Genomic DNA, 25,125 nt, shown 5'->3' with positions numbered 1-25,125 from the left:
CGGGGGTCACAGGACGGCCCGGTCCATCGGGCGGGGCAGCGGCGCCAGGGCCCCCGCCTCGCGCAGGCGCTCGCACACGCGCACCACCGTCGCGGTGTCGCCGGGGGCCGCGACGCTCAACAGCAGTCCGCCGCCGGGGAGTTCCTGGCCGACCGCCTCAAGTCCTTCCGGTACGAGGGCGGCGCGGGCCGGGGAGAGGTAGCCGGCCCGGCCCACGGCAGGGTCCTCGACCGAGAACCCCGCCTCGTCCTCCAGCGCGTCCAGCACGTCGTCGTCGCTCACATCGCCGAAGTCCGGCTCCCACACCCGGGCGAGGAGCGCGAGGATGTCCTCCTCGGGGACGGGCGCGTCCTCCGGCGCGTGGAGCACCACGGCGACCGACTGGAGCAGGAACTCCGGCGCACCCCCCGCCACTCCGCTGACCTCCGCCTCCCAGCCCGGCGTGCCCGTGCCGACCAGCCGCAGCCCGGTACCCGTCAGGTCCGACCAGCCGTCCGCGCCCTGGGCGGCGCGCACCGCGCCGAGCAGGGCGTCCCCGTCGGCCGTGATGGCCGTCGCGGGTCCGTCGGCGTGGACCTGGCTCCAGGCGTCCGCCGCCTCCGGGACCAGCCCGGCGAGCCCGTCCAGGGTCCGCCGCCAACGGTCGGCCAGCGCCTCGGCCGGCTCCGGCCTCGGGCCCCAGAAGCCCCGCACCACACGTCGCATGCTGATCTCTCCTCCGTCACCGGACCGCTCGGGGCCGCCCTCGCGTGCAGGCTACTCGGCTACTCGTCGAAGGCCCCGGGCTTCCTCGTGCTGTCGCCCGGTTTCACCGGCGTCGGGACCACCTTGACCGGCAGCCTCGCCTCCCGGAACGCCTGGCGGGCCGCCTTCGCCACCTCCGGGTTCGAGAAGTGCCACTCCACGGGCTTGCCGCGGGCCGCCTCCACCTGGGCGCGGGCCTCCGCCAGGAACTTGGCCTTGCCGGACGGGGTGAGCGTGCCCGGGTCGGACTGGGAGAGGTAGCTGTCGTAGCCGTTCTTGGCCTCCAGGTACGTCTGCCGGGAGGAGTCCCAGCCGTCGTACTCCACGGCCGGCTTGCCCTCGCTCGGATGCGGTACGACGTACTCCTGGCCCCTGTTCGTCCCGGTGATCTGCTCCTGGTAGCGGAGCCAGGACTCGTTCTTCCAGTTCGGCGCGGGGTTGCGGTCCCGGCTCGCCCAGTAGCCGTCGCCCGCGTCCGCGTCACCGAGCGTGCGGCTCGCGAGGTCGTCCGCCCAGGACGGCGGGTTGTAGTTGCGCGGGTCGGAGGTGTCGTTGCGCTGCGGCTCGGGGTACTGCTTCTTGTCCAGCGCGGCCTTGCGGGCCCGCTCCGGCTCCTCCAGGCGCTTCTGCTCCAGGTGCGCGGCGCGTTCGGCTGCCCGCGCCTCGGCCGCCGCCTTCTTGGCCGCCTCGTCGCACCCGGCGTTCGCGAGGACCACCCGGCCCGGCGAACCGGCCGCCAGCACCCCCGTACCGTCACCGGGGACTCCACCGGCGCCTCCGCCCCCGTACCGCACCAGGGGCGGCCCCGAAGCGATCGCGCAACCGGTGCGGCGCGCCGCGTCCTCGGCGCTGTCCGCCGCCTCGTCGGCTTCCTTCGCCGCCTTGCGTACGCCGTCGAGGTCGCCCGCCTCCGCCGCCTTGCGGGCCCGGCGCGCCGCCGCACCCGCGTCGCTCGCCGCGTCCGCGAGCTCGGAGGCCACCTTGCCGACCTTGCCGAGCTTCCCGGCCTTGCCGACCACCTTGGCGACGTTGTAGCCGGGGATGAAGAGCGAGCCGACGTTCCAGATCACATCGGTGACGGCCCGGGTCTTCTCCCCGTTGTTCCAGCGCTCGCGGACGTCGTCCCCGACGAAGACGTCGTCCCCGACGGTGACCACGGTGTTGACGGAGGCCTTGCCCCAGTCCCAGACGGCACCCAGGTAGTCGCCGTCGCCCCACTTGTCGCCCGCGCCCTGGGAGTCCTTCATCCACTGGTCGCCGAGCTGACGGCCGTAGTCGGCGAGTCCGGCCCAGGTCTCGGGCTTGAACAGGTCGATGATCCCGGAGATGTCGCCCCAGATTCCGTCGACCACCAGGCCCTTGAAGACCTGGGTCGTACGGTCCCAGGCGCAGCCGAAGAAGCCCCAGCCGCCGCAGTCCTCCTGCTCGCTGGCTTCCTCTCCCCCGCCGCCCTCGTCGTCCCCTTCGGCGGAGGCGGGTACGTCGTAGGCGGCCTCGGGCTCCTCGTTGCCCTCGGGGAAGGTGTCCTCGCCGGTGCCGGGGCGGCCGTCGTCGTCGGGTCCTCCGGTGCCGCCGCCTGCGGGGGAGCCGGAGGTGGAGCCGGAGGAGCCCGTGGAACCCGTGGAACCGGTGGAGCCCGTGGAGCCTGCAGAGCCCGTGGAGCCCGTGGAGCCCGTTGTCTCGCCGCCGGTCGTGTCGCCGCCGGTGCCATCCGTGCCACCCGTGCCGCCTGTGCCGCCTGTGCTTCCGGTTCCGCCTGTCGCGTCGCCGCCGGAGGCTCCCGTACCGCCCGTGACGGTGGAACCCGCGTCCGTACCTCCGGAGCTGTCTCCGGAACTGCCTCCGGACGTACCGCCGTCGGCGCCCCCGTCCGCTCCCCCATCGGCTCCCTGCGCCGAACCGCCGTCCGTCCCCGTCCCGCCCGACGTGTCCCCGGCCTCGACGGAGCCGCTGCCGCCCGAGACCGGGCACGAGCTGCCGGTCAGCGAGCAGATCGCCGACTGGAGCCCCTCCGTGATCCGGCCGCCGAGGCCGCCCACCGTCAGGGCCCCGATCAGCGCGACGACGATCAGGACCAGGCCCAGGTACTCCAGCGCGGACTGCCCCCGGTCCCGGCGCCAGGTGATCATGTGCGGGAGCGAGAACTTCGGCGGCTCCCCGCGCTCCCGGGGCGGCAGCAGGAACCACGCCCGGCTCTGCGGCCGGCTCAGCAGCACCAGGATGAGGACGGGCAGCACCAGCTGCGTGAACCCGTCCGGTGAGCCGTCCGCCAGGTTGCCGAGGCCCCCGACGATCAGCCAGACCTGGGCGGCGACGATCCCCCACCGGACGAGCCTGCCGCCCGTCCGCAGGTACCAGGCCAGCAGTGCGCAGAGCACCCCGGGCGCGGAGGCGTACAGCACGATGCCGAGCACCTGCGCGCCCATGGCGTCGGCGGCGATCGCGGAGCCGGAGAGGCCGATCGCGCCGAGGGCCGTCGCCCCGACCAGGACGAGGAGCAGCACCCGCACCACGGCGAGGGGGCCCGGGAGGTCACGCCGCGGGGCGGCGGCCGGAGCCGGGCCTCCCGCTACGGGTATGCCACCGACAGCAGACATACGTGATCCGACCCCCGGTGCCCATGAGTGACATGACAACGGGTCACCCTAGGGTCGGGGCCCCTCACCCGTCGTGGGCCCCAGGACCCAACCCGGGGCCCATAGCGGCGGATTGGCCCCCGAACGCAGACAACTGCCGGGCGCCCCGGCGAAGGGGCGCCCGGCAGCCGGGGTCGTGCGTCTATGGTCCGCGTCAGTCGGTGAGGTTCACCGAACGGGCCGCGTCAGTCGGTGAGGTTCACCGAACGGGCCGCGTCAGTCGGTGAGGTTCACCGAACGGGCCGAGGAGGCGCCGATCTCGTCGCCGATCTCGGTCAGCACCGTCTGCGGGACGGTCTCGTCCACGGTGAGGACGACCAGGGCCTCGCCGCCCTCCGCCGCCCGCGAGACCTGCATGCCCGCGATGTTCAGACCGGCCTCGCCGAGGATCTTGCCGACCGCGCCGACCACACCGGGACGGTCCTGGTAACGCAGGACGACCATGTGGTCGGCGAGCGCCAGGTCCACGTCGTGCTCGCCGATGGCCACGATCTTCTGGAGGTGCTTCGGGCCTGCCAGCGTGCCGGAGACCGCGACCTCCTCGCCGCTGGAGAGCGTGCCGCGGACGGTGACCACGTTGCGGTGGTCGGGCGACTCGGAGCTGGTGGTGAGGCGGACCTCGACACCGCGCTCCTGGGCGAAGAGCGGGGCGTTGACGTAGGAGACGGTCTCGTCCACGACGTCCTCGAAGACGCCCTTGAGCGCCGAGAGTTCCAGCACCTTGACGTCGTGCTGGGTGATCTCGCCATACACCTCGACGTCGAGCCGGGCCGCGACCTCGCCCGCGAGGGCGGTGAAGATCCGGCCGAGCTTCTCGGCGAGCGGCAGGCCGGGGCGTACGTCCTCGGCGATGACGCCGCCCTGGACGTTGACCGCGTCCGGGACCAGCTCACCGGCGAGCGCGAGGCGGACGGACTTGGCGACCGCGATGCCCGCCTTCTCCTGGGCCTCGTCGGTGGAGGCGCCGAGGTGCGGGGTGCAGACGACCTGGTCGAACTGGAAGAGCGGGGAGTCCGTGCAGGGCTCCTTCGCGTACACATCGAGGCCGGCGCCGGCGACGCGGCCCTCCTTGAGTGCGGAGTACAGCGCCTCCTCGTCGACGATCCCGCCGCGCGCGGCGTTGACGATGCGGACCGAGGGCTTCACCTTGTGCAGCGCCTCGTCCCCGATGAGACCGAGGGTCTCGGGGGTCTTGGGCAGGTGCACGGTGATGAAGTCGGCGACTTCGAGGAGCTCGTCCAGGCTGAGGAGCTTGACGCCCATCTGCGCGGCGCGGGCGGGCTGGACGTAGGGGTCGTACGCGACGATCTTCATGCCGAAGGCCGACATGCGCTGCGCGACGAGGACACCGATGCGGCCGAGGCCGACGACGCCGAGGACCTTCTCGCTGAGCTCGACCCCGGTGTACTTGGAGCGCTTCCACTCGCCGTTCTTCAGGGCGGAGTTGGCCTGGGGGATGTTGCGCGCGGTGGCGACCAGCAGACCGCAGGCCAGCTCGGCGGCGGTCACGATGTTGGAGGTCGGGGCGTTGACGACCATCACGCCGGCCTTGGTGGCCGAGGAGACGTCGACGTTGTCCAGACCGACGCCCGCGCGGGCCACCACGCGGAGCTTCTTCGCGGCGGCGATCGCCTCGGCGTCGACCTTCGTGGCGGAACGCACCAGGATGGCGTCGACGTCGGCGATCGCGGGGAGGAGTTCGGCGCGGTCAGCGCCGTTGCAGTGCCGGATCTCGAAATCCGGACCCAGGGCGTCGACCGTTGCGGGCGACAGCTCTTCAGCGATGAGTACGACAGGTTTCGAGCTCACGTGAGTCCTCACAAGTCCAGTGCGGACGGCCGTCCCGACGGCCGCAGGCGGTGGAGGGGCTAGCCGCGTGGTAGACGCACGACACTGTGGGCCCTGACGCGTGTATGTGTTGAGAAGTGTAGTGGTGCGGAGGGCCGTCCACTGCGCCCCGGTGGAAGGATCACCCGCACGAGGGTGGACGTGGTGTACACCCGTACGGAACCACCGCTTCCGCGACCGGCTCGCACCCGGATTCCGCAGTGACACGGGGGTGCGAGGCGGGCGATACGGAGCGGGGCGGGCCCTCCTGGACCCGCCCCGCTCCCCCGAGGCCTAGGCCTCTTCGTCGTTCACCCAGCTCATGAGCTTGCGGAGCTCACGGCCCGTGGTCTCCAGCAGGTGGTCGCTGTCGGCCTTCTTGTACTCGTTGTACTTGGGCAGACCGTTGTGGTACTCGGCCATCCAGGCGTTGGCGAAGGTGCCGTCCTGGATCTCGGTGAGGACCTTCTTCATCTCGGCCTTGGTGGCGTCGGTGATGATCCGCGGGCCGGTGACGTAGTCGCCCCACTCGGCGGTCTCCGAGATGGACCAGCGCATCTTCTCCAGGCCGCCCTCGTACATGAGGTCGACGATGAGCTTCAGCTCGTGCAGGCACTCGAAGTACGCGATCTCGGGCTGGTAGCCCGCCTCGGTCAGCGTCTCGAAACCGGCCTTGACCAGGGCGGCGGTGCCACCGCAGAGGACGGCCTGCTCACCGAAGAGGTCGGTCTCGGTCTCCTCGGTGAAGGTGGTCTTGATGACGCCGGCCCGCGTGCCACCGATGCCCTTGGCGTACGACAGGGCCAGCTCCAGGCCCTTGCCCGTGGCGTCCTGCTCGACGGCCACGATGCAGGGAACGCCGCGGCCCTCCTCGTACTGGCGGCGGACCAGGTGGCCGGGGCCCTTCGGGGCGACCATGCAGACGTCGACGCCCGCCGGCGGCTTGATGAAGCCGAAGCGGATGTTCAGGCCGTGGCCGAAGAACAGCGCGTCGCCGTCCTTGAGGTTGTCCTTGACGGACTCCTCGTAGACCTGGGCCTGGATCGGGTCCGGGACGAGGATCATGATGACGTCGGCCTCGGCGGCGGCCTCGGACGGGGTCACCACGCGCAGGCCCTGCTCCTCGGCCTTGGCCTTGGACTTCGAGCCCTCGTGCAGACCGACGCGGACGTCGACGCCGGAGTCACGGAGCGACAGCGCGTGGGCGTGGCCCTGGCTGCCGTATCCGAGAACCGCGACCTTGCGGCCCTGGATGATGGACAGGTCGGCATCGTCGTCGTAGAACAGCTCGGCCACTGGGTCTTCTCCTTGGTGTGCAGGTGTTACGTCCCACCGTACGGCGGGGGCGTCGTGTACGTGATCGGGTCTCGCCATGCGAGCGGCGCGGGCGCGCGTCCCGCCGCCGGTCAGGCGGAGCGGTCGAGGGCGCGCAGCGACCGGTCGGTGATCGAGCGCGCGCCGCGCCCTATGGCGATGGTGCCGGACTGGACGAGCTCCTTGATGCCGTACTGCTCCAGCATCTTGAGCATCGCCTCCAGCTTGTCGGCCCCTCCGGTCGCCTCGATCGTGACGGCCTCCGGGGAGACGTCGACGGTCTTGGCCCGGAACAGCTGGACGATCTCGACGATCTGGGAGCGGGTCTCGCTGTCGGCGCGGACCTTCACCAGGACGAGCTCCCGCTGGATCGCGGCGGCGGGCTCGAGTTCGACGATCTTCAGGACGTTGACCAGCTTGTTGAGCTGCTTGGTCACCTGCTCCAGGGGCAGGCCCTCGACATTCACGACGATGGTGATGCGGGAGATGTCGGGGTGTTCGGTGGTACCGACCGCGAGCGAGTCGATGTTGAAGCCGCGCCGGGAGAACAGGGCGGTGATCCGGGCGAGGACACCTGGCTTGTTCTCGACCAGGACGGAGAGCGTGTGCTTTTCGGACATGGGAGTCGTTCTCTCTCTGTCTCTCAGTCGTCTTCGTTGTCGCCGAAGTCGGGGCGGACGCCGCGGGCGGCCTGGACCTCGTCGTTGGAGGTGCCGGCGGCGACCATCGGCCAGACCATGGCGTCCTCGTGGACGATGAAGTCGATCACGACGGGGCGGTCGTTGATGGAGTTGGCCTCTTCGATGACCTTGTCCAGGTCGGCCGGGTCCTCGCAGCGGATGGCGTAGCAGCCCATGGCCTCGGAGAGCTTGACGAAGTCCGGGACGCGGGTGCCCTTGGCCGGGGCGCCGTCCGTGTCCGTGCCGGAGTGCAGCACGGTGTTGGAGTAGCGCTGGTTGTAGAAGAGGGTCTGCCACTGGCGGACCATCCCGAGGGCGCCGTTGTTGATGATGGCGACCTTGATCGGGATGTTGTTGAGCGCGCAGGTGGTCAGTTCCTGGTTGGTCATCTGGAAGCAGCCGTCGCCGTCGATGGCCCAGACGGTGCGGTCGGGCATGCCTGCCTTGGCGCCCATGGCGGCAGGGACCGCGTACCCCATCGTTCCGGCGCCGCCGCTGTTGAGCCAGGTGGCGGGCTGCTCGTAGTCGATGAAGTGGGAGGCCCACATCTGGTGCTGGCCGACGCCCGCCGCGAAGATCGTGCCCTCGGGGGCGAGCTTGCCGATGCGCTGGATGACCTGCTGCGGGGAGAGGCTGCCGTCCTCGGGCAGGTCGTAGCCCAGGGGGTAGGTGTCGCGCCAGCGGTTGAGGTCCTTCCACCAGGCGGTGTAGTCGCCGGTGTTGCCCTCGGTGTGCTCGGCCTGGACGGCCTGGACCAGGTCGGCCAGGACCTCGCGGGCGTCGCCCACGATCGGGACGTCCGCGGTGCGGTTCTTGCCGATCTCGGCCGGGTCGATGTCGGCGTGGACGATCTTGGCGTACGGGGCGAAGCTGTCCAGCTTGCCGGTGACGCGGTCGTCGAAGCGGGCTCCGAGGGCGACGATCAGGTCGGCCTTCTGCAGCGCGGTGACGGCGGTGACCGCACCGTGCATGCCCGGCATTCCCACGTGCAGCGGGTGGCTGTCGGGGAAGGAGCCCAGCGCCATCAGGGTGGTGGTGACGGGGGCTCCGGTCAGCTCCGCGAGGACCTTGAGCTCGGCGGTGGCGCCGGCCTTGATGACGCCGCCGCCGACGTACAGCACGGGGCGCTTGGCCTGGGTGATCAGCTTGGCCGCTTCGCGGATCTGCTTGGCGTGCGGCTTGGTGACGGGCCGGTAGCCGGGCAGGTCCTGGGTGGGCGGCCAGCTGAAGGTGGTCTTCGCCTGGAGGGCGTCCTTGGCGATGTCGACGAGGACGGGGCCGGGGCGGCCGGTGGAGGCGATGTGGAAGGCCTCGGCGATGGTGTGCGGGATGTCCTCGGCCTTGGTGACCAGGAAGTTGTGCTTCGTGATCGGCATCGTGATGCCGCAGATGTCGGCTTCCTGGAAGGCGTCGGTGCCGATGGCCTTGGAGGCGACCTGGCCGGTGATCGCGACGAGCGGCACGGAGTCCATGTGCGCGTCGGCGATCGGGGTGACCAGGTTGGTGGCGCCGGGGCCCGAGGTGGCCATGCAGACGCCGACCTTGCCGGTGGCCTGCGCGTACCCGGTGGCGGCGTGGCCGGCGCCCTGCTCGTGGCGGACCAGGACGTGGCGGACCCGGGTGGAGTCCATCATCGGGTCGTAGGCGGGGAGGATCGCGCCGCCGGGAATGCCGAATACCGTGTCGGCGCCGACTTCCTCGAGAGAACGGATGAGGGACTGCGCGCCCGTGACGTGCTCAACGGTGACGGACGGCTGTCCGCCGTTACGGGCGCGCGGCTGCGGGTGGTGGGCCCCGGTGGCCTGCTCGGTCATCGGCATTCTCTTCTCGAAGCTGAGGGTGTTCGCGGGTGTTTTTTCGCGGGTGTTTTACAGCGATTTGAGAGGTGTCAGTGCAACAAAAAACCCCTCGTGCCGTGAGGCAAGCGAGGGGAGCGCGCCGGGTGCGGTCCGCAGAGTGTCGTGGAGTGACTCTGCTTCAGCCGACGCGCTTTCCAAGTACGAGAATTCGGGTGCGCATGGCATTGACCCTCTCTCCGGCACGCATGAAGTGTCAAGTGGGTGGGACGGGCGTCTCAGCATGTGATCCGGTGAGCAGCGGGATCGAGCCCCCCGCCATCACCGTACGGGGGCCGGGGACGCCCGGTACGGGGAACTGGCCGCGGACCAGGGCGCGTCGCAGCCGGTACTCGTCCAGCGGACCGGAGAAGGCCATGCCCTGGCCGTGGGTGCAGCCCATGGCGCGGAGCGCGAGGACCTGCTCGGGGACGTCGACCCCGTCGGCGACGGACTGCAGGCCGAGGTCGCAGGCGATCCGCAGCAGCCCGCTGGTGATCTTGTGCAGTCTGGCCGATTCGACCACCCCCTCGACCAGGTTCCGGTCGAGTTTCAGTACGTCGATGGGGAGCCGGCGCAGCGCGTTGATCGCGGCGAATCCGCTGCCGAAGCCGTCGAGGGCGATCCGCACCCCGAGGCGGCGCAGGGCCACGAGCCGCTGCTCCAGCTCGTCGAAGGAGATCCGGGGGTCGCTGTCGGCGACCTCGATCATCAGCGCCCCCGAGGGCAGCCCGTGCCGGGTCAGCAGCGCCTCGATGGAGCCGTAGGGCAGGGCCTTGTCGAGCAGCCGGGTGGCGGAGAGCCGCACGGAGACGGCGACGGGGTGGCCGGCCCTGGCCCGGTCGGCGGCCTGCTTCACGGCCTCCTCCAGGAGCCAGCGGCCCAGCTCGGCGGTGCGGTCGTCGTCGCCGGTGACCCGGAGGAACTCGGCGGGGGTGAACAGGATGCCCTGGGCGGAGCGCCAGCGGGCCTGGGCGGCGACGGCGGCGACGGACCCGCTGGCGAGGTGGACGACCGGCTGGTGCAGCAGGGCGAACTCGCCCTCGCGCAGGGCGGTGCGCAGCCGGGTGGCCAGCTCGGAGCGGCGTACGACGTCGGCCTGCATCTGGGGGGCGTACAGCTCGACCCGGTCCTTGCCGCCGGCCTTGGCCCGGTACATCGCGAGGTCCGCGTTGCGCATGAGGTCGGTGGGGGTGATGCCGGGCTCGGCAAAGGCGACGCCGATGGAGGCGGCCACCCGGACCTCGCTGGGGCCGATCCGGTAGGGCTGGGAGAGGGTGAGGCGGAGCCGGTCGGCGATCTCGTGGACCTGGTACTCGCGGGCGCCCTGGTCGCGGGTGCCGTCGCCCATGATGAGCGCGGCGAACTCGTCACCGCCGAGCCTCGCCGCGGTGTCCCCGGCCCGGACGGACTCCTGGAGGCGGCGGGCGGCCTGGATGAGCAGCTCGTCGCCCGCCTGGTGGCCGATGGTGTCGTTGACCGCCTTGAAGCCGTCGAGGTCGATGAAGAGCACGGCGGTGCCCGAGTCGCCGGCCCGGCGGCCGGTGAGCGCCTGGCGGACCCGGGAGGTGAACAGGGCCCGGTTGGGCAGGTCGGTGAGCGGGTCGTGCTCGGCGTTGTGCTGCAACTGGGCCTGGAGCCTGACGCGTTCGGTGACGTCCCGGCTGTTGAGGAGGAGCCCGCCCTGGTGCCGGTTGACGGTGGACTCGGCGTGGAGCCAGTCGCCGGTGCCGGAGCGGAAGCGGCACTCGATGCGGGTGGTGGGCTCCTCGTGGGGCGGGGCCGCGAGGAAGCGTCGCACCTCGTGGACGACCCGGCCGAGATCGTCGGGGTGGATGATCGAGGAGAGCTCGGAGCCTACGAGGTCCTCCGCGTCGCGCCCGTAGACCCCGGCGGCGGCGGGGCTGACGTAGCGCAGGGTGCCGCTGGGGGCGGCGATCATGATGACATCGCTGGAGCCCTGCACCAGGGAGCGGAAGTGGTTCTCCTTCTGCGCCAGTTCCTGGGTGAGGGAGATGTTGTCGAGGAGCATGATGCCCTGGCGGACGACCAGGGCGAGGACGACCGTACAGCCGGTGAAGATGACCACCCGGTCCACCCGGCGGCCCTCGACCACGTTGTACAGGATGCCGAGCGTGCAGACGGCCGCGGCGAGATACGGGGTGAGCGCGGCCAGCGATCCGGCGATCGGGCGGCTCATGGCGCGCGGCGGGCCCGGGCGGTCGGTGGCGGGCGCCCTGCGTCGTACCCCCCAGGGGGCGTAGGCGAGGAGCAGCGAGCCGGCGAACCAGCCGGCGTCGAGCAGCTGGCCCGAGTTGTAGGTGGAGCGCAGCAGCGGTGAGGTGAAGACCGCGTCGCACAGGACGGTCAGCGCCAGGGCGGCGATCGCGGTGTTCACCGCGGAGCGGTTGGCCCCGGAGCGGCGGAAGTGCAGCGCGAGCACCATGGAGACGAGGACGATGTCCAGCAGCGGATAGGCCAGCGAGAGCGCCGCCGGGCCCACACTGGCGTCCTGGACGCCCGCCATGTGCGCGGCGTGCGCGAGGGCGAGGCTCCAGGCGAGGGTGAGCAGGGAGCCGCCGATCAGCCAGGCGTCCAGCGCCAGGCAGACCCAGCCGGCCCGGGTGACGGGGCGCTTGGCGAGCACGAGCAGCCCGACGATGGCGGGCGGCGCGAAGCAGAGGAAGAAGGCGTCGGCCGCCGACGGGGTGGGCACGGGGACGCCGAGCACCACCTCGTACCACCCCCAGACGGCGTTGCCGCAGGCCGCCATGAGCGAGGAGAGCGAGAACAGCAGCCAGGCGGGCCGCAGCCGCCCGGCGCTCACCCGGGCGTAGAGGAAGCAGGAGACGGCGGCGGTCAGCGCCGCCGCGGAGAGGCCGAAGTCCCCCATGAAACGGGCCACTTCCGGCGATCCCCAGCCGACGGCCGCTCCGACCGAGTATCCGGCGCAGAGGAGGCCGAGCACGATCCGGGACCGCAGCCCCATGGAGCCGGCGGTGGGATGCGGCGAGAGCCAGGTCCCCAGCACGCTCACCGGAGAGCTCCCCGTCCCGGCCCCGGGCGCCGCCCCGGGGCGGAATCCGGCCACCCGCGAACTCCGCGTCCGGGCAGCGCCGATGGCCGCCGCACTCCGCTCCGCCGACTCGGATCGTCTCTCCATGGCCAGCACATCGCCCGTCGCCCCCTCGCGTTCCGATGCTCCCCCCGCGCCGCCCCTGCCACGGCGCAGCCCTCCGGTGCGGACGATACACCAGGTTCGTCACTCAGGGCCATAGCTTCTCTACGCTCCGTGACGAAAGGCGAGGTGGGCGGCACTGTGTGCACGCGGATCGCGCCTCGGCGTGAGGGCCGGGAGCCCTCAGCCGGTGGTCCTGACGACGTTCACCACCGGCTCCCCCGCGGCGAACCGGGTGAGCTGTTCGGCGAGCAGCCGCTTGGCGCGCGGTTCGAACGCCGAGGTGCTGCCGCCCACATGAGGCGTGATCAAGACATTCGGAGCATGCCAGAGAGGGTGGCCGGAGGGCAGCGGTTCCGGGTCGGTGACATCGAGCGCCGCCCGCAGCCGTCCGGATTCCAGTTCGGTCAACAGGGCCCCGGTGTCCACGACTCCGCCCCGGGCGACGTTGACGAGAAGGGCGCCGTCCGGCATCGCGGCGAGGAAGCGGGCGTCCACCAGCCCTTGTGTGGAGGGGTTCAGGGGGGTGGAGAGCACAACGACATCGGCGTCGGGCAGCAGGACCGGCAGGTCGTCGAGCGCGTGTACGGGACCGCGCTCGGTGGTCCGGGCGGAGCGCGCGACGCGCACCACCCGCGCGCACTCGAAGGGCGCGAGCCGGTCCTCGATGGCCGAGCCGATGGAGCCGTAACCCACGATGAGGACGGACTTGTCGGCGAGCGCCGGATAGAAGCCGGACCGCCACTCCTCCTTGTCCTGGCCGTGGACGAAGCCGGGGAGGTCGCGCAGGGAGGCCAGGATCAGGGTGAGCGCCAGTTCGGCGGTGGACGCCTCGTGCACCCCCTTGGCGTTGCAGAGGCGTACGCCGGCGGGCAGCAGCCCCAGGCCCGGCTCGACGTGGTCGATGCCCGCGGAGAGCGTCTGCACGACCTGGACGGCGCTCATGGCGTCCAGCGGCCGCACGGCGATCTCGGAACCCTTCATGTAGGGGACGACGTAGTAGACGCAGTGCGCGGGGTCCCCCGGGTACTCCGGCCCCCCGTCCCAGAAGAGGTAGTCGAGGCCCTTGGGGAGCCCGTCGATCTCGTCGGCCGGGAAGGGCAGCCATACATCGGCGGTGGTCGCGCCGGCAGTCGTCGAAGTCATGGTCAGGAGGCTATGCGACGGGTGTGCGAGTGCTCCAGGACGGCTGATCGAAGACCGTGCCGGGCCAGAGGTTAGTTTGGGGTGCGGTACGGCCCCGTGACCGCAGGATCGAAAGGGGTTCGGGGAGTTGGAGCGCAGGACTATCGGGGCGTCGGGGCTCGCCGTGGGCGCGGTCGGTCTGGGCTGTATGCCGATGAGCTGGGGGTACAGCGCATCGCAGCAGCTCGGTGACCGTTCGTTGCGGACGGTGCACGCGGCGCTCGATGCGGGTGTCCGGCTGCTCGACACCGCCGACATGTACGGGCCGTTCACCAATGAGCTGCTGGTGGGGCGGGCGCTCAAGGGGCGCCGCTCCGAGGCGTTCCTCTCCACCAAGTGCGGGCTCCTGGTGGGTGATCAGCACATCGTCGCCAACGGGCGCCCCGGATACGTACGGCGGGCCTGCGATGCCTCCCTGCGGCGGCTCCAGACCGATGTGATCGACCTCTACCAACTGCACCGGGCGGACCCCGAGGTGCCGGTGGAGGAGACCTGGGGTGCGATGGCGGAGCTGGTGACGGCGGGCAAGGTGCGGTCGCTGGGGCTGTGCGCGGTGGGGGCGCGCGCTCCGCGCCGGTCGGGTGCCGGGCCGCATGCGGGAACGATCCGGCAGTTGGAGCGGGTGCAGCAGGTCTTCCCGGTCAGCGCCGTCGAGGCGGAGCTGTCGGTGTGGTCGCCGGAGGCGCTGGAGGAGCTGCTGCCCTGGTGTGCGGCGCGCGGCGTCGGGGTGCTGGCCGCGATGCCGCTGGGCAGCGGCTATCTGACCGGGACGCTGAAGCCGGGGCAGGGGTTCGAGCCCGAGGACCTGCGGGCCAGGCACCCCCGGTTCACGGCCGAGATGATGGCGGCGAACCAGCCGGTGGTGGCCGGTCTGCGGCGGATCGCGGAGCGGCGCGGGGCGAGCGTGGCCCAGGTGGCGCTGGCCTGGGTGCTGCGGCAGGGGCCGCACGTGGTGGCGGTGCCGGGGGCGAAGCAGGAGCGGTGGGCGGTGGAGAACGCGCGGGCCGCCGAGGTGGAGCTGGACGAGGCCGATCTGGCGGAGATCGCCGGGCTGCCCCGGGCGCGGGGGTCCTGGGACTGAGCGCGGGGCGGGCAGCACGTCCTCGGGGCCGCGCACCGGGTAGGAGATAGCAGGACAATGGTCCGCACCGGGAACTCCGGGCGGGGCCGCGGTGTAGGAACAGGTAGTGCTGATCAGGTGGTGCTGATCAGGCAGCCGTCGAAAGGATCGGTTCAGTGCGCGGTGCTGTGTTCGGGTCAGTTCAGTCCCCCGCGGTGCGCAGGGGGGTGGTGGCCGCGCTGGCGACGGCCTCGCTGGTCCTGTCCGCCGCGTGCTCCTCGGGCGGCGCGGAGGGCCCGTCCGGTACGGGCGCCGCCTCGCCGTCCGCCTCGCGGAGCTCCGGCTCCCCCTCGCCGAGCGCGTCGGCCGACCTGCCGCCCGCCAAGGGTTCGGCGACGGTCGTCTCGACGCTGACCGAGGGGCTGAAGTCGCCCTGGGGGCTGACCGCGCTGCCGGGCGGTGATCTGCTGGTCGCCTCGCGTGACGAGGGCACGATCCACCGGATCGACGGCGAGAGCGGGAAGCAGACGCTGCTGGGCTCGGTGCCCGGGGTCTCCCCGGCGGGCGAGGGCGGTCTGCTGGGGCTCGCGGTCCCCTCGACGTTCGCCGCGGACGGATGGGTGTACGCCTACTTCACCACCGCGTCCGACAACCGGATCGTACGGATGAGTTACGACGAGAACCGTCCGGCGGGGCAGCAGCTGGGGGCGCCCGACACCATCCTGCGCTCCATCCCCAAGGGGAACATCCACAACGGCGGCCGGATCGCGTTCGGCCCCGACAAGATGCTCTACGCGGGCACCGGCGAGACCGGGGACACCGGGCTCGCGCAGGACAAGGAGTCGCTGGCGGGCAAGATCCTGCGGATGACCCCGGACGGGGAGCCGGTGCACGGCAACCCGGAGGCGGACTCGGTGGTGTATTCGTACGGGCACCGCAATGTGCAGGGGCTCGCCTGGGACGCGCAGAAGCGGCTGTGGGCGGCCGAGTTCGGCCAGAACACCTGGGACGAACTGAACCTGATCGAGCCCGGCGGCAACTACGGGTGGCCCGAGGTGGAGGGGCAGGAGGGCGAGGACGGGTTCATCGACCCGGTCGCCCAGTGGAAGACCTCCGAGGCCTCGCCCAGCGGAATCGCGTACGCGGAGGGGTCGATCTGGATGGCGGGGCTGCGCGGCGAGCGGCTCTGGCGCATCCCGCTCTCCGGCGACTCCGGCAAGGAACCTTTGGCCGACCCCCAGTCGTTCCTGGATGAGAAGCACGGCCGGCTGCGCACCGTGGTGGGCGCGGGCGGCGACCGGCTCTGGCTGGTCACCAGCAACACGGACGGCCGGGGCGAGCCGACCCCCGGGGACGACAGGATCCTGCTGGTCGAAGTGGGGTAGGCGGACACCCCGAGGCACCACCCGCGCAGCATGTCGGAGGGAGCACGACCGTGTTCAATTTCTTCGAGGAGCTCTTCGCCCCCGGCCGCAAGCACGGCGCCGACGAGCAGAAGAGGCTGGAGCTGAGCCGGGTGGACGTCGCCGCCGGCGATCCGGGCCGCGGCCCGATAGACCTCACCTCCGGCAAGGTGACCGTCCGGGCGCCCGAGGCGGAGCCGTCCCCGGACGGTGAGGGCGGACCGGCCGAGCGCATGCGGAACGCGCCGCTGGAGCAGGACGCCGTGCTCGCCCCCCGCACCCGCGTCGTCACGGAGCCGGTGGGCGGCCGGGGCGTCCGGGGCGACGGAGATGGGGACGGCGGCGCCGGGCCGCCGCCCGAGCGGCCCACGCCCGTCGAGCCGTCATAGCCTCCCGCGCGAAGAGGATCGTGCCGACGGCCGTTTCGCCGAGGCCTGGGGTTACGGGGCCCGGCAGAGGCGAGGGCGATGGGCGAGGGCCTCAGGCGTGGGCGTGCGGTGCCCGGCACGGGCGTGCGGTGCCCGAGGCCGGGACCAGGAGGTCAGCCCGCCGGTGTGCCCGCGACGGGCAGCGAGAGGAACAGGTCGAAGTACATGCCCACGGAGATCAGCACGCCGAGGGTGCCCAGGGCGACACCGGCCAGCGCGACCGCGCGGATCCAGGCGGGCTGCGGCCTCGTAGCGGGGGTGCCGAAGGCGGGGCGGACCAGGACGAAGACGCCGACGAGCAGGGCCAGCAGCGCGAAGACGCCGTTGACCAGGGCGGTGGTGTGCCAGGCGTCCCCGTAGATCTCCGCGATCTGCTGGGCCGGGCTGCCACCGCCGGAGGTCTGGATCTGGCCCATCAGGGTCTCGCGCTCGGCGGCGACCCGGCCGGACCAGGCGCCGGTCAGGGCGACGATGCCCAGGGCGGCGGAGACGACGGCCGTGGCGCCCGCGCCGACGCCGTGGCGCGCCTCGGTGAAGGGGTCCGGCTCCAGGTCGTCGTCCTCGAAGTCGTCGGCGGCCACAGGGGTCCCGTCCGCCGGAGCCGTCGACGGCGTGGCGGCGGGGTCCTCCGTAGCGGCGTCGGCGGTGCTCTTCTCGGGGTCGTCGGCGGGCGAGGCCGTCTTGGAGAGGTCGGTCGTCTTGGAGGGGGTGGTGTTCATGTGCCGCACGCTAGGGGTCCCGGATGAGAACCCCCTTAACGCCGGGGCTCAGCGCCCGGTGCGGGCCCGCCATTCCGGGGCCAGGACGGACCAGATCTCCGAGTCGTGGCGCTCTCCCCGGTAGAGGTAGTTCTGCCGGAGCACCCCGTCGCGGGTCATGCCGAGCCGCTGGGCGACGGCGATGGAGCGGGTGTTGGCGGCGGAGGCGTCCCACTCGATGCGGTGCATCCCGCGCTCGTACACCGCCCAGTCGATCAGGCGCTCGGCGGCCCGGGTGATCAGACCACGGCCCTGGGCGGCGGGCTCCAGCCAGACGCCGATCTCGCAGTTGCCCGAAGCCGCGTCGAAGATCCGGAACAGGACGCCGCCGACGAGGGTGCCCTCCAGCCAGATGCCGTAGAGCCGTCCGGTGTCCGCCGCCTGCTTCTCCGCGTACCGCTGGAGCAGGGCGCGCGCCGAGTCCAGGTCGGTGGCGAAGGAGGCGAACGGGATCCACGGGTCGACCAGCTCCCTGGCCCGGTCCATATGGGTCAGGAACTCCTCGGCCTGCCAGACCTCCAGCGGGCGCAGCTCCGCCTTGTCGTCACCCAGGGATATGGCGAACATCGTGCTCCTTCTCGACCGGCACGGCATCCTCTTCCGTGCCGCGCGCCCCCGGGATCTTCGCATGATCCACCGTGCAGTCGGGCGGCTCGATGCTGATCCGGGGCAGTCGGCGGTCCAGCCAGCCGGGCAGCCACCAGTTCGCGCCGCCGAGCATGTGCATCAGGGCGGGCACCAGCAGGGTGCGCAGGACGAAGGCGTCCAGGGCGACGGCGGTGGCCAGCGCGATGCCGAACATGGCGATCACCCGGTCGCCGCTGAGCACGAAGGCGAGGAAGACGGAGATCATGATCACGGCGGCGGAGTTGATCACGCGGCTGGTCTCGGCGAGGCCGACCCGGACCGAGCGCCGGTTGTCGCCGGTCTCCAGCCACTCCTCGTACATCCGGCCGACCAGGAAGACCTGGTAGTCCATGGAGAGGCCGAAGAGGACCGAGACCATGATCACGGGGAGGAAGGGTTCGATGGGCCCGGCGCTGCCGAGGCCGAGCAGCTCACTCCCCCAGCCCCACTGGAAGACGGCGACGACGACTCCGAAGGAGGAAGCGACGGCGGCCACGTTCATCACGGCGGCCTTGACCGGGATGCCGATGGAGCGGAAGGCGAGCAGGAGGAGCAGGCAGCCGAGGCCGATCACGACCCCGACGAAGAGGGGCAGTTTGCCGACGATGATCTCGGCGAAGTCGTCGTAGCTCGCCGTCACCCCGCCGACGTACGTCTCCAGTGAGGTCTTGTCCTGGACCGGCGGCAGGACGTCCGCCCGGATCCGGTCGACCAGCTCGCTGGTCTGCTGCGACTGGGGCGCGGAGTCGGGGACGACGGTGAGGAAGGCGGTGTCGCCGCTGCTGTTGTACGTGACCGGGCCGACCGAGGCGACGCCTTCGGTGGTACGCAGCGCCTCGGGCAGCGAGTCCAGGGCGAGCCGGTCGTCCGCCCCGTCGAGCTGGGCGGCGATGGTGAGGGGGCCGTTGACGCCGGGGCCGAAGCCGTCGGCGAGCAGGTCGTAGGCCTGCCGGGTGGTGGCGGTGGCCGGGTTGTTGCCCTGGTCGGAGGTGCCGAGGTGGAGGCCGAGGGCGGGCAGGGCGAGGACCACCATGACGACGGCCGCGATCCCGCCGAGCAGCTTGGGGTGGCGCTCCACGAAGGCGGACCAGCGGGCGGCGAAGCCGGTGGGCAGCTCGGGCCGGGGTCCGTGTTCGGCGAGCTGCCGTCGTTCGCGGCGGCTGAGCGCCCGCATCCCGATGCGGGAGAGCAGGGCGGGCAGCAGGGTGACGGAGGCGGCCACGGTGAGGACGACGGTGAGCGAGGCGGCGATGGCGACGCCGTTGAGGAAGCTGAGCCGCAGGATCAGCATGCCGAGCAGGGCGATGCAGACGGTCGCCCCGGCGAAGACGACCGCGCGCCCGGTGGTGGCGACCGCGTTCTGGGCGGCTTCGTCGACCGACATCCCGCGCCGGAGGCCTCTGCGGTGCCGGGTGACGATGAAGAGGGCGTAGTCGATGCCGACACCGAGCCCGATGAGCATGCCGAGCATCGGGGCGAAGTCCGCCACGGTCATCACATGGCCGAGCAGGACGATGCCCGCGTAGGCGGTGCCGACGGAGACCAGGGCGGTGGCGATGGGGAGCAGGCTGGCGGCGAGCGAGCCGAAGGCGAGGAAGAGGACCACGGCCGCGACGACCACGCCGATGGCCTCGGCGATGTGGGCGGTGGGCGCTTCGGTGAGGGCTATGGCGGTGCCGCCCAGTTCGACCTGGAGCCCGTCCGCCTCGGCTCCCTTCGCGGTGTCGACGAGGGCCTGCGCCTGGGAGGCGGGGATCTCGTCGGCGGGGCGGTCGAAGGTGACCGTGGCGTAGGCGGTGCGGCCGTCCTCGCTGATCTGGCCGGTGCCCTCGGCTCCGTACGGGCCGGTGACCGCTCCCACACCGGGCAGGGCGTCGATCGCGTGGAGGGTGCGGGTCATCGTCTGTTCGACGTCGGCGGCCCGGACCGTGGAGCCGGTGGTGTGCCAGACGACGGTGTCGGTGTCGCCGCCGAGGTCGGTGAAGCCGCGCGAGAGGAGCTCGGTGGCCCGGCCGGACTCGGTGCCGGGCACCTCGTAGTCGTTGGAGTACGCGGAACCCGCGAACCCCGCCGCGGCCGCTGTACCGCCGAGAGCGGCGAGCCAGAGGAGGACGGCGAGCAGGCGGTGCCTGATGCACCAGCGGGCGATGGCGGCCAACGGACGCTCCCTGAGGGTTCGTGAACATTTACCCACAGATAGCGTGATCTGCCCGTAAATATCTCTGACCTGAGACCGCCACTCTGACAGCAGAACGTGATCGTTTGTCCGTTTCGTGGCCATGGTCACAGGGCTTGATCTGTTCCCTACAGGGGACGGATCAAGCCCTGGAACCGTCGGCTCCGGTCAGCCGGAGACGCTCGCGCGGCCGTTCTCGATGTGCCCCATGAGCCGCCGCCGGAAGGTGTCCTCCCCTTCGGCCGTGACGGCGAGGTCGTACCAGCCGTGGGCGTCGGCCGCCGAGTGCACGACCGTACGGCTGCGGCCCGGCTTGACCGTGACCCGGCGGGTCCAGTCCCGCAGGTCGTCCTCGTCGACATAGCCGAGCGGCCGTACCAGGAAGGTCAGGTTCCGGCGGCCGGTGTTGCGCAGGGTGAGGTGGACATCGCGGTCACGGGTGTCGATCCGGGTGGTGACCTCGGCGCTCCCCTCGGCCGGCCCGGCGAACTCGCGCCGGAAGCCGTTCGGCCCGGTGACCGTGAACCGGTACGTCTCCCCCGTCAGCGGTACGGTCCAGTGCGCCGAGGACCGGACGTCCTTGTGCTGTGGGGCCGCGAACTCACCGGCGTACGGGTAGAGCGTGAAGTGCGCCGAGGACCGGCCGCTGTTGCCGAGCTCCACGCGCAGGCCGCCGTGCGCCCTCCTGACCTCGGCGTCCGGCTGGTACGGCAGCGGGCGCGCCGGGCGTGCGCCGGGCTCCTGCTCGGGGAGGTGCTGGACGGCCGGGGGTTTGGGCTGCCAGCGGCCGCTGAGCGGCGGGATCGTCCCCGGCCGCTGCACGACGGGCTGCCGCCGGGGCCGGGTGAAGTCGAAGGCGGAGGTGAGGTCGCCGGTGACGCGGCGCCGCCAGTCGCTGATGTTGGGCTCCTTCACGCCGGTCCAGCGCTCCAGGAAGCGGATGACCGAGGTGTGGTCGAAGACCTCGGAGCAGACGTAGCCGCCGACGGTCCACGGCGAGACGACGAGCAGCGGCACCCGGATCCCGAGGCCGGTCGGGCGGCCCTCCCACTGCTCGTCGGTCACCTCGGGGGGCGCGACGGGCGGCGGTACGTGGTCGAAGAAGCCGTCGTTCTCGTCGTAGTTGATCAGCACGGCGGTGTGGCGCCAGACGTCCGGGTTCCGGCCCAGCGCGTCCAGGATCTTGTAGACGATGGTGGCGCTGTGCACCGGCGAGGAGACGCTCGGGTGCTCGGAGTCGATCGCCGAGGGGACCAGGTAGGAGACCTCCGGCAGCGTCCCGGCCGCCACGTCCTTGGCGAACTCATCCGCCAGCGTGCCCGTGGGGACCCGGCGCAGCCCCCGCTCGAACAGGCTGCGCTCGTGCCGGGTGAGGGTGGCGACGCCCTCCTCCAGCAGCCCGAGCAGCCGCTCCCGCTCCCCCGCGGAGGCGCTCCGGACCTTGGCGTAGAACGCCTCCATGTACATGTGGCCGCCTGTGCGGGCGAGCGCCTTGCGGGCGATGGCCTTGAAGGTGGCGTAGAACTCGATCTGGTTGTCGGTGAAGTTCTCCCACTCGGTGTACGTCCGCCAGCTCCGCCCGGCCTTCTCCAGCCGCTCGGCGTAGGTGGACCAGTCGTAGCCGGGGTGGCTGCCCTCGCTGTACGCGTCGTTGCCGACGGCCCGCTTCCCGTTCGGCTCGAAGCCGGTCTTCCCGCTCCACAGGTGGTTGCGGTTGGGGCTGGTGGAGGTGTGGATCGAGGAGTGGTAGGCGTCGCAGACGGTGAAGGTGTCGGCCAGCTCGTAGTGGAGCGGGATGTCACGGCGGTCGTAGTACGCCATGGTCGCCGCGGTCTTCGCGCTGATCCAGCCGTTCATCCAGCCGCCGCCCCAGGCCTTCGCGCCGCCGTTCCAGGAGTGGTCGAGGGCGCCGATGTACTGGAGGTCCTTCTTCTGCTCCTCGGCGGCCCCGCGCACGAGGAAGGGCAGGACGGTGGCGCCGGACGCGCCGGGCTGCTCGAAGACGGTCCCGCCGGTGGGCAGCTCGATGGCGTTGCGGTCGCCGAAGCCTCGTACACCGCGCAGGGCGCCGAAGTAGTGGTCGAAGGAACGGTTCTCCTGCATGAGGACCACCACATGCTTGATGGACCTCAGCCCTCCGCCTCCGGACCCCGCGTGGGCGGGCTGCGCGGCGATGGCTGCCTGGAGCGACGGCGGCAGGAACGATCCGGCCGCAGCGGCGCCCAGCGCGCCCCCGCCGAGGGCGAAGAGCCGCCGCCGTGACATGTCCGTGGTCAAAAGAGCCTCCCGATTCGGTGGTTACAGCCGGGAAGCTAGTTGGGGCAGGTGGCGGCGGGAAGGACTGCGTACGGCCCGGTGGTGAACGTCCAAGAGGTCGGACGAGAAGTCCAACCGGCGGCCTACACCCCGATGAGGTGCAGCGATCCCCAGAGCGCGAGCGTCGAGGCCAGGAGCGTCGCCGGTACGGTCGCGAGTCCCAGCCGCGTGAAGTGGCCCAGCTCGGGGGCGTCCCCGTGGGCGTGCAGGATGCGGCGCCACAGGAGCGTGGCGAGGGACCCGACGTAGGTGAGGTTGGGGCCGATGTTCACCCCGATCAGGGCGGCGAGCAGCGGTCCGGGACCGGCCGCCGCGACGATCGGGAGCAGGGCGAGGATCGCGGGCAGGTTGTTGATCAGGTTGGCCAGCAGCGCCGCGACCACGGCGACGCCGAGCAGTGCGGGCAGCGTGTCGCCGTCGGGCAGGAGGGCGGCGATCCCGTCCCCCAGGCCGTTGTCGACGACCGCCTTGACGACGACGCCGAGCGCGAGGACGAAGAGGCAGAACAGGGGGTTGGCCGAGCGGACGACGGCGGCCGGCGTGGTCTCCCGCTTGGCGAGCGCCCGTACGGCGAGCACCGCCGCCCCCGCCAGCGCCGCCCACAGCGGCTCGGCCCCCGCGAACGAGGTGACGACGAACCCGGCGAGGGTCAGCCCCAGCACGACGAGCGTGAAGACGGGTACGGGCGTGCGCTCTGCCTCCGGGTCCGGCGCGTGCGCCCCGGCGGCCAGGTCGGCCCTGAACGCGCGACGGAACACCGCGTACTCGACGGCGATCGCGGCGAGCCACGGCAGCGCCATCAGCGCGGCGAACCGGGTGAAGGAGAGGCCGCTCGCGGTGAACGCCAGGAGGTTGGTGAGGTTGGAGACGGGGAGCAGGAGGGAGGCGGAGTTGGCGAGGTGCGCGCAGGCGTAGACGTACGGGCGCGGCCGCGCACCGACCCGGGCCGCCGTGGCGAGGACGACCGGGGTCAGCAGGACCACGGTGGCGTCCAGGCTGAGGACGGCGGTGATGAGGGAGGCGACGACGAAGACCCCACCGAGGAGCGGGCCGGTCTGCCCCCGGCAGGCGCGGGCCACCAGGTCCCCGGCGGCCCGGAACAGCCCCTCGTCGGCGCAGAGCTGGGCCAGCACCAGGATCGCGGCGAGGAACCCGACGACGGGCAGCAGCTCACCGACCTGCTCCCGGGCCTCGGGCCAGGTCACCGCCCCCACGGCCACCACGAGCACCGCGGCGGGCACGGCGACGGTCGCCTCCGGCAGGCCCCTCGGGCGTACGACGGCGAAGGCGAGGACGCCCAGGAGGAGGGCGAAGGAGACGAGCTCTGCGGTGACGGTGTTCAGGGGGGTCTCTCAGGGTTCTGCGAAGCACAGCCGGAGGGGCGGTGCGCCCGTCGTGGATACGGGTGCACCGCCCCTTCAGGACGTGATCGGCCGGGGGATCAGCCCTCGGCGCCGAGCTTCTCCAGGATCAGCTCGCGCACACGCGCCGCGTCCGCCTGGCCACGGGTGGCCTTCATGACCGCGCCGACGAGCGCGCCCGCCGCCGCGACCTTGCCGGCGCGGATCTTGTCCGCGATGGCCGCGTTGCCCGCGATGGCCTCGTCCACGGCCGTGGACAGCGCGCCCTCGTCCGAGACGACCTTCAGGCCGCGCTTCTCGACGACGGTGTCCGGGTCGCCCTCGCCCGCGAGGACGCCCTCGATGACCTGGCGGGCCAGCTTGTCGTTGAGGTCGCCCGCGGCGACGAGCGCGGCCACCCGGGCGACCTGCGCCGGGGTGATCGGCAGCTCGTCCAGGCCGCGGCCGGTCTCGTTGGCGTTACGGGCCAGCTCGCCCATCCACCACTTGCGGGCCTGGTCCGAGGGTGCGCCCGCCTCGGTCGTGGCGACGATCAGGTCGACCGCGCCCGCGTTGAGGATGGACTGCATGTCGTGCTCGTTGACGCCCCAGTCCTCCTTGAGCCGGGCGCGCCGCAGCCGGGGCAGCTCGGGGAGGCCCTTGCGGAGCTCCTCGACCCAGTCGCGGGCCGGTGCCACGGGCACCAGGTCCGGCTCGGGGAAGTAGCGGTAGTCCTCGGCGTTGTCCTTGATACGGCCGGCCGTGGTGGAGCCGTCCTCCTCGTGGAAATGCCGGGTCTCCTGCACGATGGTGCCGCCCGAGGACAGCACGGCGGCGTGCCGCTGGACCTCGTAGCGCGCGGCCCGCTCGACGGAACGCAGCGAGTTCACGTTCTTCGTCTCGGAGCGGGTACCGAACTCCTCGCGGCCGTGCGGGCGCAGCGACAGGTTGACGTCGCAGCGCATCTGGCCCATCTCCATGCGCGCCTCGGAGACCCCGAGGGCCTTGATCAGCTCGCGGAGCTCGGCGACGTACGCCTTGGCGACCTCGGGGGCGCGGGCACCGGCTCCCTCGATCGGCTTGGTGACGATCTCGATGAGCGGGATGCCGGCCCGGTTGTAGTCGAGCAGGGAGTGGGACGCGCCGTGGATACGGCCGGTGGCGCCGCCGACGTGCGTCGACTTGCCGGTGTCCTCCTCCATGTGGGCGCGCTCGATCTGCACCCGGAAGATCTCGCCGTCCTCCAGCTGGACGTCCAGATAGCCGTTGAAGGCGATCGGCTCGTCGTACTGGGAGGTCTGGAAGTTCTTCGGCATGTCCGGATAGAAGTAGTTCTTCCGGGCGAAGCGGCACCACTCGGCGATCTCGCAGTTGAGCGCGAGACCGATCTTGATGGCCGACTCCACGCCGATCTCGTTGACCACCGGCAGTGCGCCGGGCAGCCCGAGACAGACCGGACAGGTCTGGGAGTTGGCGTCCTGCTTCAGCTCCGTGGAGCAGCCGCAGAACATCTTGGTCTTGGTGCCGAGTTCGACATGGACTTCGAGGCCCATGACGGGGTCGTAGGACGCGAGTGCGTCCTCGTACGACACCAGGTCGGTGACAGTCACGGTGAAAC

Annotated in this window: 17 protein-coding genes; 3 read left to right on the top strand and 14 right to left on the bottom strand. The window is 71.8% G+C overall.

Annotated elements, in window-relative coordinates; translation table 11 throughout:
- Window positions 1-6 precede the first annotated feature (6 nt).
- From IE264_RS14205 to IE264_RS14170, 8 genes are all read right to left on the bottom strand, one after another.
- Window positions 7-705: a serine/threonine-protein kinase gene (locus tag IE264_RS14205; protein WP_015611575.1), complete on the bottom strand. Its 699-nt coding sequence runs from the start codon at window positions 703-705 to the stop codon at window positions 7-9.
- 59 nt (window positions 706-764) lie between these two features.
- Complete coding sequence (locus IE264_RS14200) at window positions 765-3,341, bottom strand: Tox-REase-5 domain-containing protein (protein WP_063605753.1); 2,577 nt, start codon at window positions 3,339-3,341, stop codon at window positions 765-767.
- A 255-nt stretch (window positions 3,342-3,596) separates the two neighbouring features.
- Complete coding sequence (gene serA / locus IE264_RS14195) at window positions 3,597-5,189, bottom strand: phosphoglycerate dehydrogenase (protein WP_015611573.1); 1,593 nt, start codon at window positions 5,187-5,189, stop codon at window positions 3,597-3,599.
- 312 nt (window positions 5,190-5,501) lie between these two features.
- A complete protein-coding gene (gene ilvC / locus IE264_RS14190) occupies window positions 5,502-6,503 on the bottom strand; it encodes a ketol-acid reductoisomerase (RefSeq protein WP_031124384.1) in 1,002 nt (333 codons plus the stop codon).
- Between the two features lie 110 nt (window positions 6,504-6,613).
- Window positions 6,614-7,141, bottom strand: a complete 528-nt coding sequence (gene ilvN, locus IE264_RS14185) for an acetolactate synthase small subunit (protein WP_003966072.1) — start codon at window positions 7,139-7,141, stop codon at window positions 6,614-6,616.
- Window positions 7,142-7,164: 23 nt separating this feature from the next.
- Window positions 7,165-9,021: an acetolactate synthase large subunit gene (locus tag IE264_RS14180; RefSeq protein ID WP_015611571.1), complete on the bottom strand. Its 1,857-nt coding sequence runs from the start codon at window positions 9,019-9,021 to the stop codon at window positions 7,165-7,167.
- A gap of 232 nt (window positions 9,022-9,253) precedes the next feature.
- The gene (locus IE264_RS14175) at window positions 9,254-12,073 is read right to left on the bottom strand and encodes a putative bifunctional diguanylate cyclase/phosphodiesterase (RefSeq protein ID WP_032757509.1); all 2,820 of its coding nucleotides are present in this window, start codon (window positions 12,071-12,073) and stop codon (window positions 9,254-9,256) included.
- Window positions 12,074-12,397: 324 nt separating this feature from the next.
- Window positions 12,398-13,360, bottom strand: coding sequence for a 2-hydroxyacid dehydrogenase (locus tag IE264_RS14170; RefSeq protein ID WP_032757511.1), 963 nt, complete (start codon window positions 13,358-13,360; stop codon window positions 12,398-12,400).
- Between the two features lie 163 nt (window positions 13,361-13,523).
- On the opposite strand from IE264_RS14170, the gene IE264_RS14165 reads away from it, so the two are divergent.
- The 3 genes from IE264_RS14165 to IE264_RS14155 all read left to right on the top strand — a co-directional run bounded on the left by IE264_RS14165 (window position 13,524) and on the right by IE264_RS14155 (window position 16,251).
- The gene (locus IE264_RS14165) at window positions 13,524-14,480 is read left to right on the top strand and encodes an aldo/keto reductase (RefSeq protein WP_031124380.1); all 957 of its coding nucleotides are present in this window, start codon (window positions 13,524-13,526) and stop codon (window positions 14,478-14,480) included.
- 155 nt (window positions 14,481-14,635) lie between these two features.
- Window positions 14,636-15,844, top strand: coding sequence for a PQQ-dependent sugar dehydrogenase (locus IE264_RS14160; protein WP_032757513.1), 1,209 nt, complete (start codon window positions 14,636-14,638; stop codon window positions 15,842-15,844).
- Window positions 15,845-15,894: 50 nt separating this feature from the next.
- The gene (locus IE264_RS14155; RefSeq protein WP_032757514.1) at window positions 15,895-16,251 is read left to right on the top strand and encodes a DUF6191 domain-containing protein; all 357 of its coding nucleotides are present in this window, start codon (window positions 15,895-15,897) and stop codon (window positions 16,249-16,251) included.
- Window positions 16,252-16,403: 152 nt separating this feature from the next.
- Here the strand turns inward: IE264_RS14155 and IE264_RS14150 are convergent, their stop codons facing one another.
- From IE264_RS14150 to gatB, 6 genes are all read right to left on the bottom strand, one after another.
- A complete protein-coding gene (locus IE264_RS14150; RefSeq protein ID WP_032757516.1) occupies window positions 16,404-17,009 on the bottom strand; it encodes a hypothetical protein in 606 nt (201 codons plus the stop codon).
- A 48-nt stretch (window positions 17,010-17,057) separates the two neighbouring features.
- Window positions 17,058-17,615 (bottom strand): GNAT family N-acetyltransferase, encoded by a 558-nt coding sequence (locus IE264_RS14145; protein ID WP_032757518.1) that lies wholly within the window; start codon window positions 17,613-17,615, stop codon window positions 17,058-17,060.
- Window positions 17,593-19,833 carry an MMPL family transporter gene (locus IE264_RS14140; RefSeq protein ID WP_032757520.1) on the bottom strand — a complete coding sequence of 747 codons (2,241 nt, stop codon included), beginning with the start codon at window positions 19,831-19,833 and terminating at the stop codon, window positions 17,593-17,595. Before IE264_RS14140 ends, IE264_RS14145 begins: the two co-directional genes overlap by 23 nt.
- A 186-nt stretch (window positions 19,834-20,019) precedes the next feature.
- Complete coding sequence (locus tag IE264_RS14135; RefSeq protein ID WP_032757522.1) at window positions 20,020-22,128, bottom strand: phosphocholine-specific phospholipase C; 2,109 nt, start codon at window positions 22,126-22,128, stop codon at window positions 20,020-20,022.
- 122 nt (window positions 22,129-22,250) lie between these two features.
- Window positions 22,251-23,510: an SLC13 family permease gene (locus IE264_RS14130; RefSeq protein ID WP_032757523.1), complete on the bottom strand. Its 1,260-nt coding sequence runs from the start codon at window positions 23,508-23,510 to the stop codon at window positions 22,251-22,253.
- A gap of 98 nt (window positions 23,511-23,608) precedes the next feature.
- Window positions 23,609-25,117 (bottom strand): Asp-tRNA(Asn)/Glu-tRNA(Gln) amidotransferase subunit GatB, encoded by a 1,509-nt coding sequence (gene gatB / locus IE264_RS14125; RefSeq protein ID WP_032757524.1) that lies wholly within the window; start codon window positions 25,115-25,117, stop codon window positions 23,609-23,611.
- Between the last annotated feature and the right edge of the window lie 8 nt (window positions 25,118-25,125).

Source organism: Streptomyces microflavus (genome assembly GCF_014650075.1).
GTDB lineage: Bacteria > Actinomycetota > Actinomycetes > Streptomycetales > Streptomycetaceae > Streptomyces > Streptomyces microflavus.
Note: the sequence above shows the minus strand (reverse complement) of the source record. Positions and strands in the feature narration are given on the sequence as shown.

Coding starts and splice junctions, on each gene's coding strand:
- IE264_RS14205 (WP_015611575.1), bottom strand. CDS start 705: ATGCGACGTGTGGTGCGGGGCTTCTGGGGCCCGAGGCCGGAGCCGGCC.
- IE264_RS14200 (WP_063605753.1), bottom strand. CDS start 3,341: ATGTCTGCTGTCGGTGGCATACCCGTAGCGGGAGGCCCGGCTCCGGCC.
- ilvN (WP_003966072.1), bottom strand. CDS start 7,141: ATGTCCGAAAAGCACACGCTCTCCGTCCTGGTCGAGAACAAGCCAGGT.
- IE264_RS14180 (WP_015611571.1), bottom strand. CDS start 9,021: ATGCCGATGACCGAGCAGGCCACCGGGGCCCACCACCCGCAGCCGCGC.
- IE264_RS14170 (WP_032757511.1), bottom strand. CDS start 13,360: ATGACTTCGACGACTGCCGGCGCGACCACCGCCGATGTATGGCTGCCC.
- IE264_RS14150 (WP_032757516.1), bottom strand. CDS start 17,009: ATGAACACCACCCCCTCCAAGACGACCGACCTCTCCAAGACGGCCTCG.
- IE264_RS14145 (WP_032757518.1), bottom strand. CDS start 17,615: ATGTTCGCCATATCCCTGGGTGACGACAAGGCGGAGCTGCGCCCGCTG.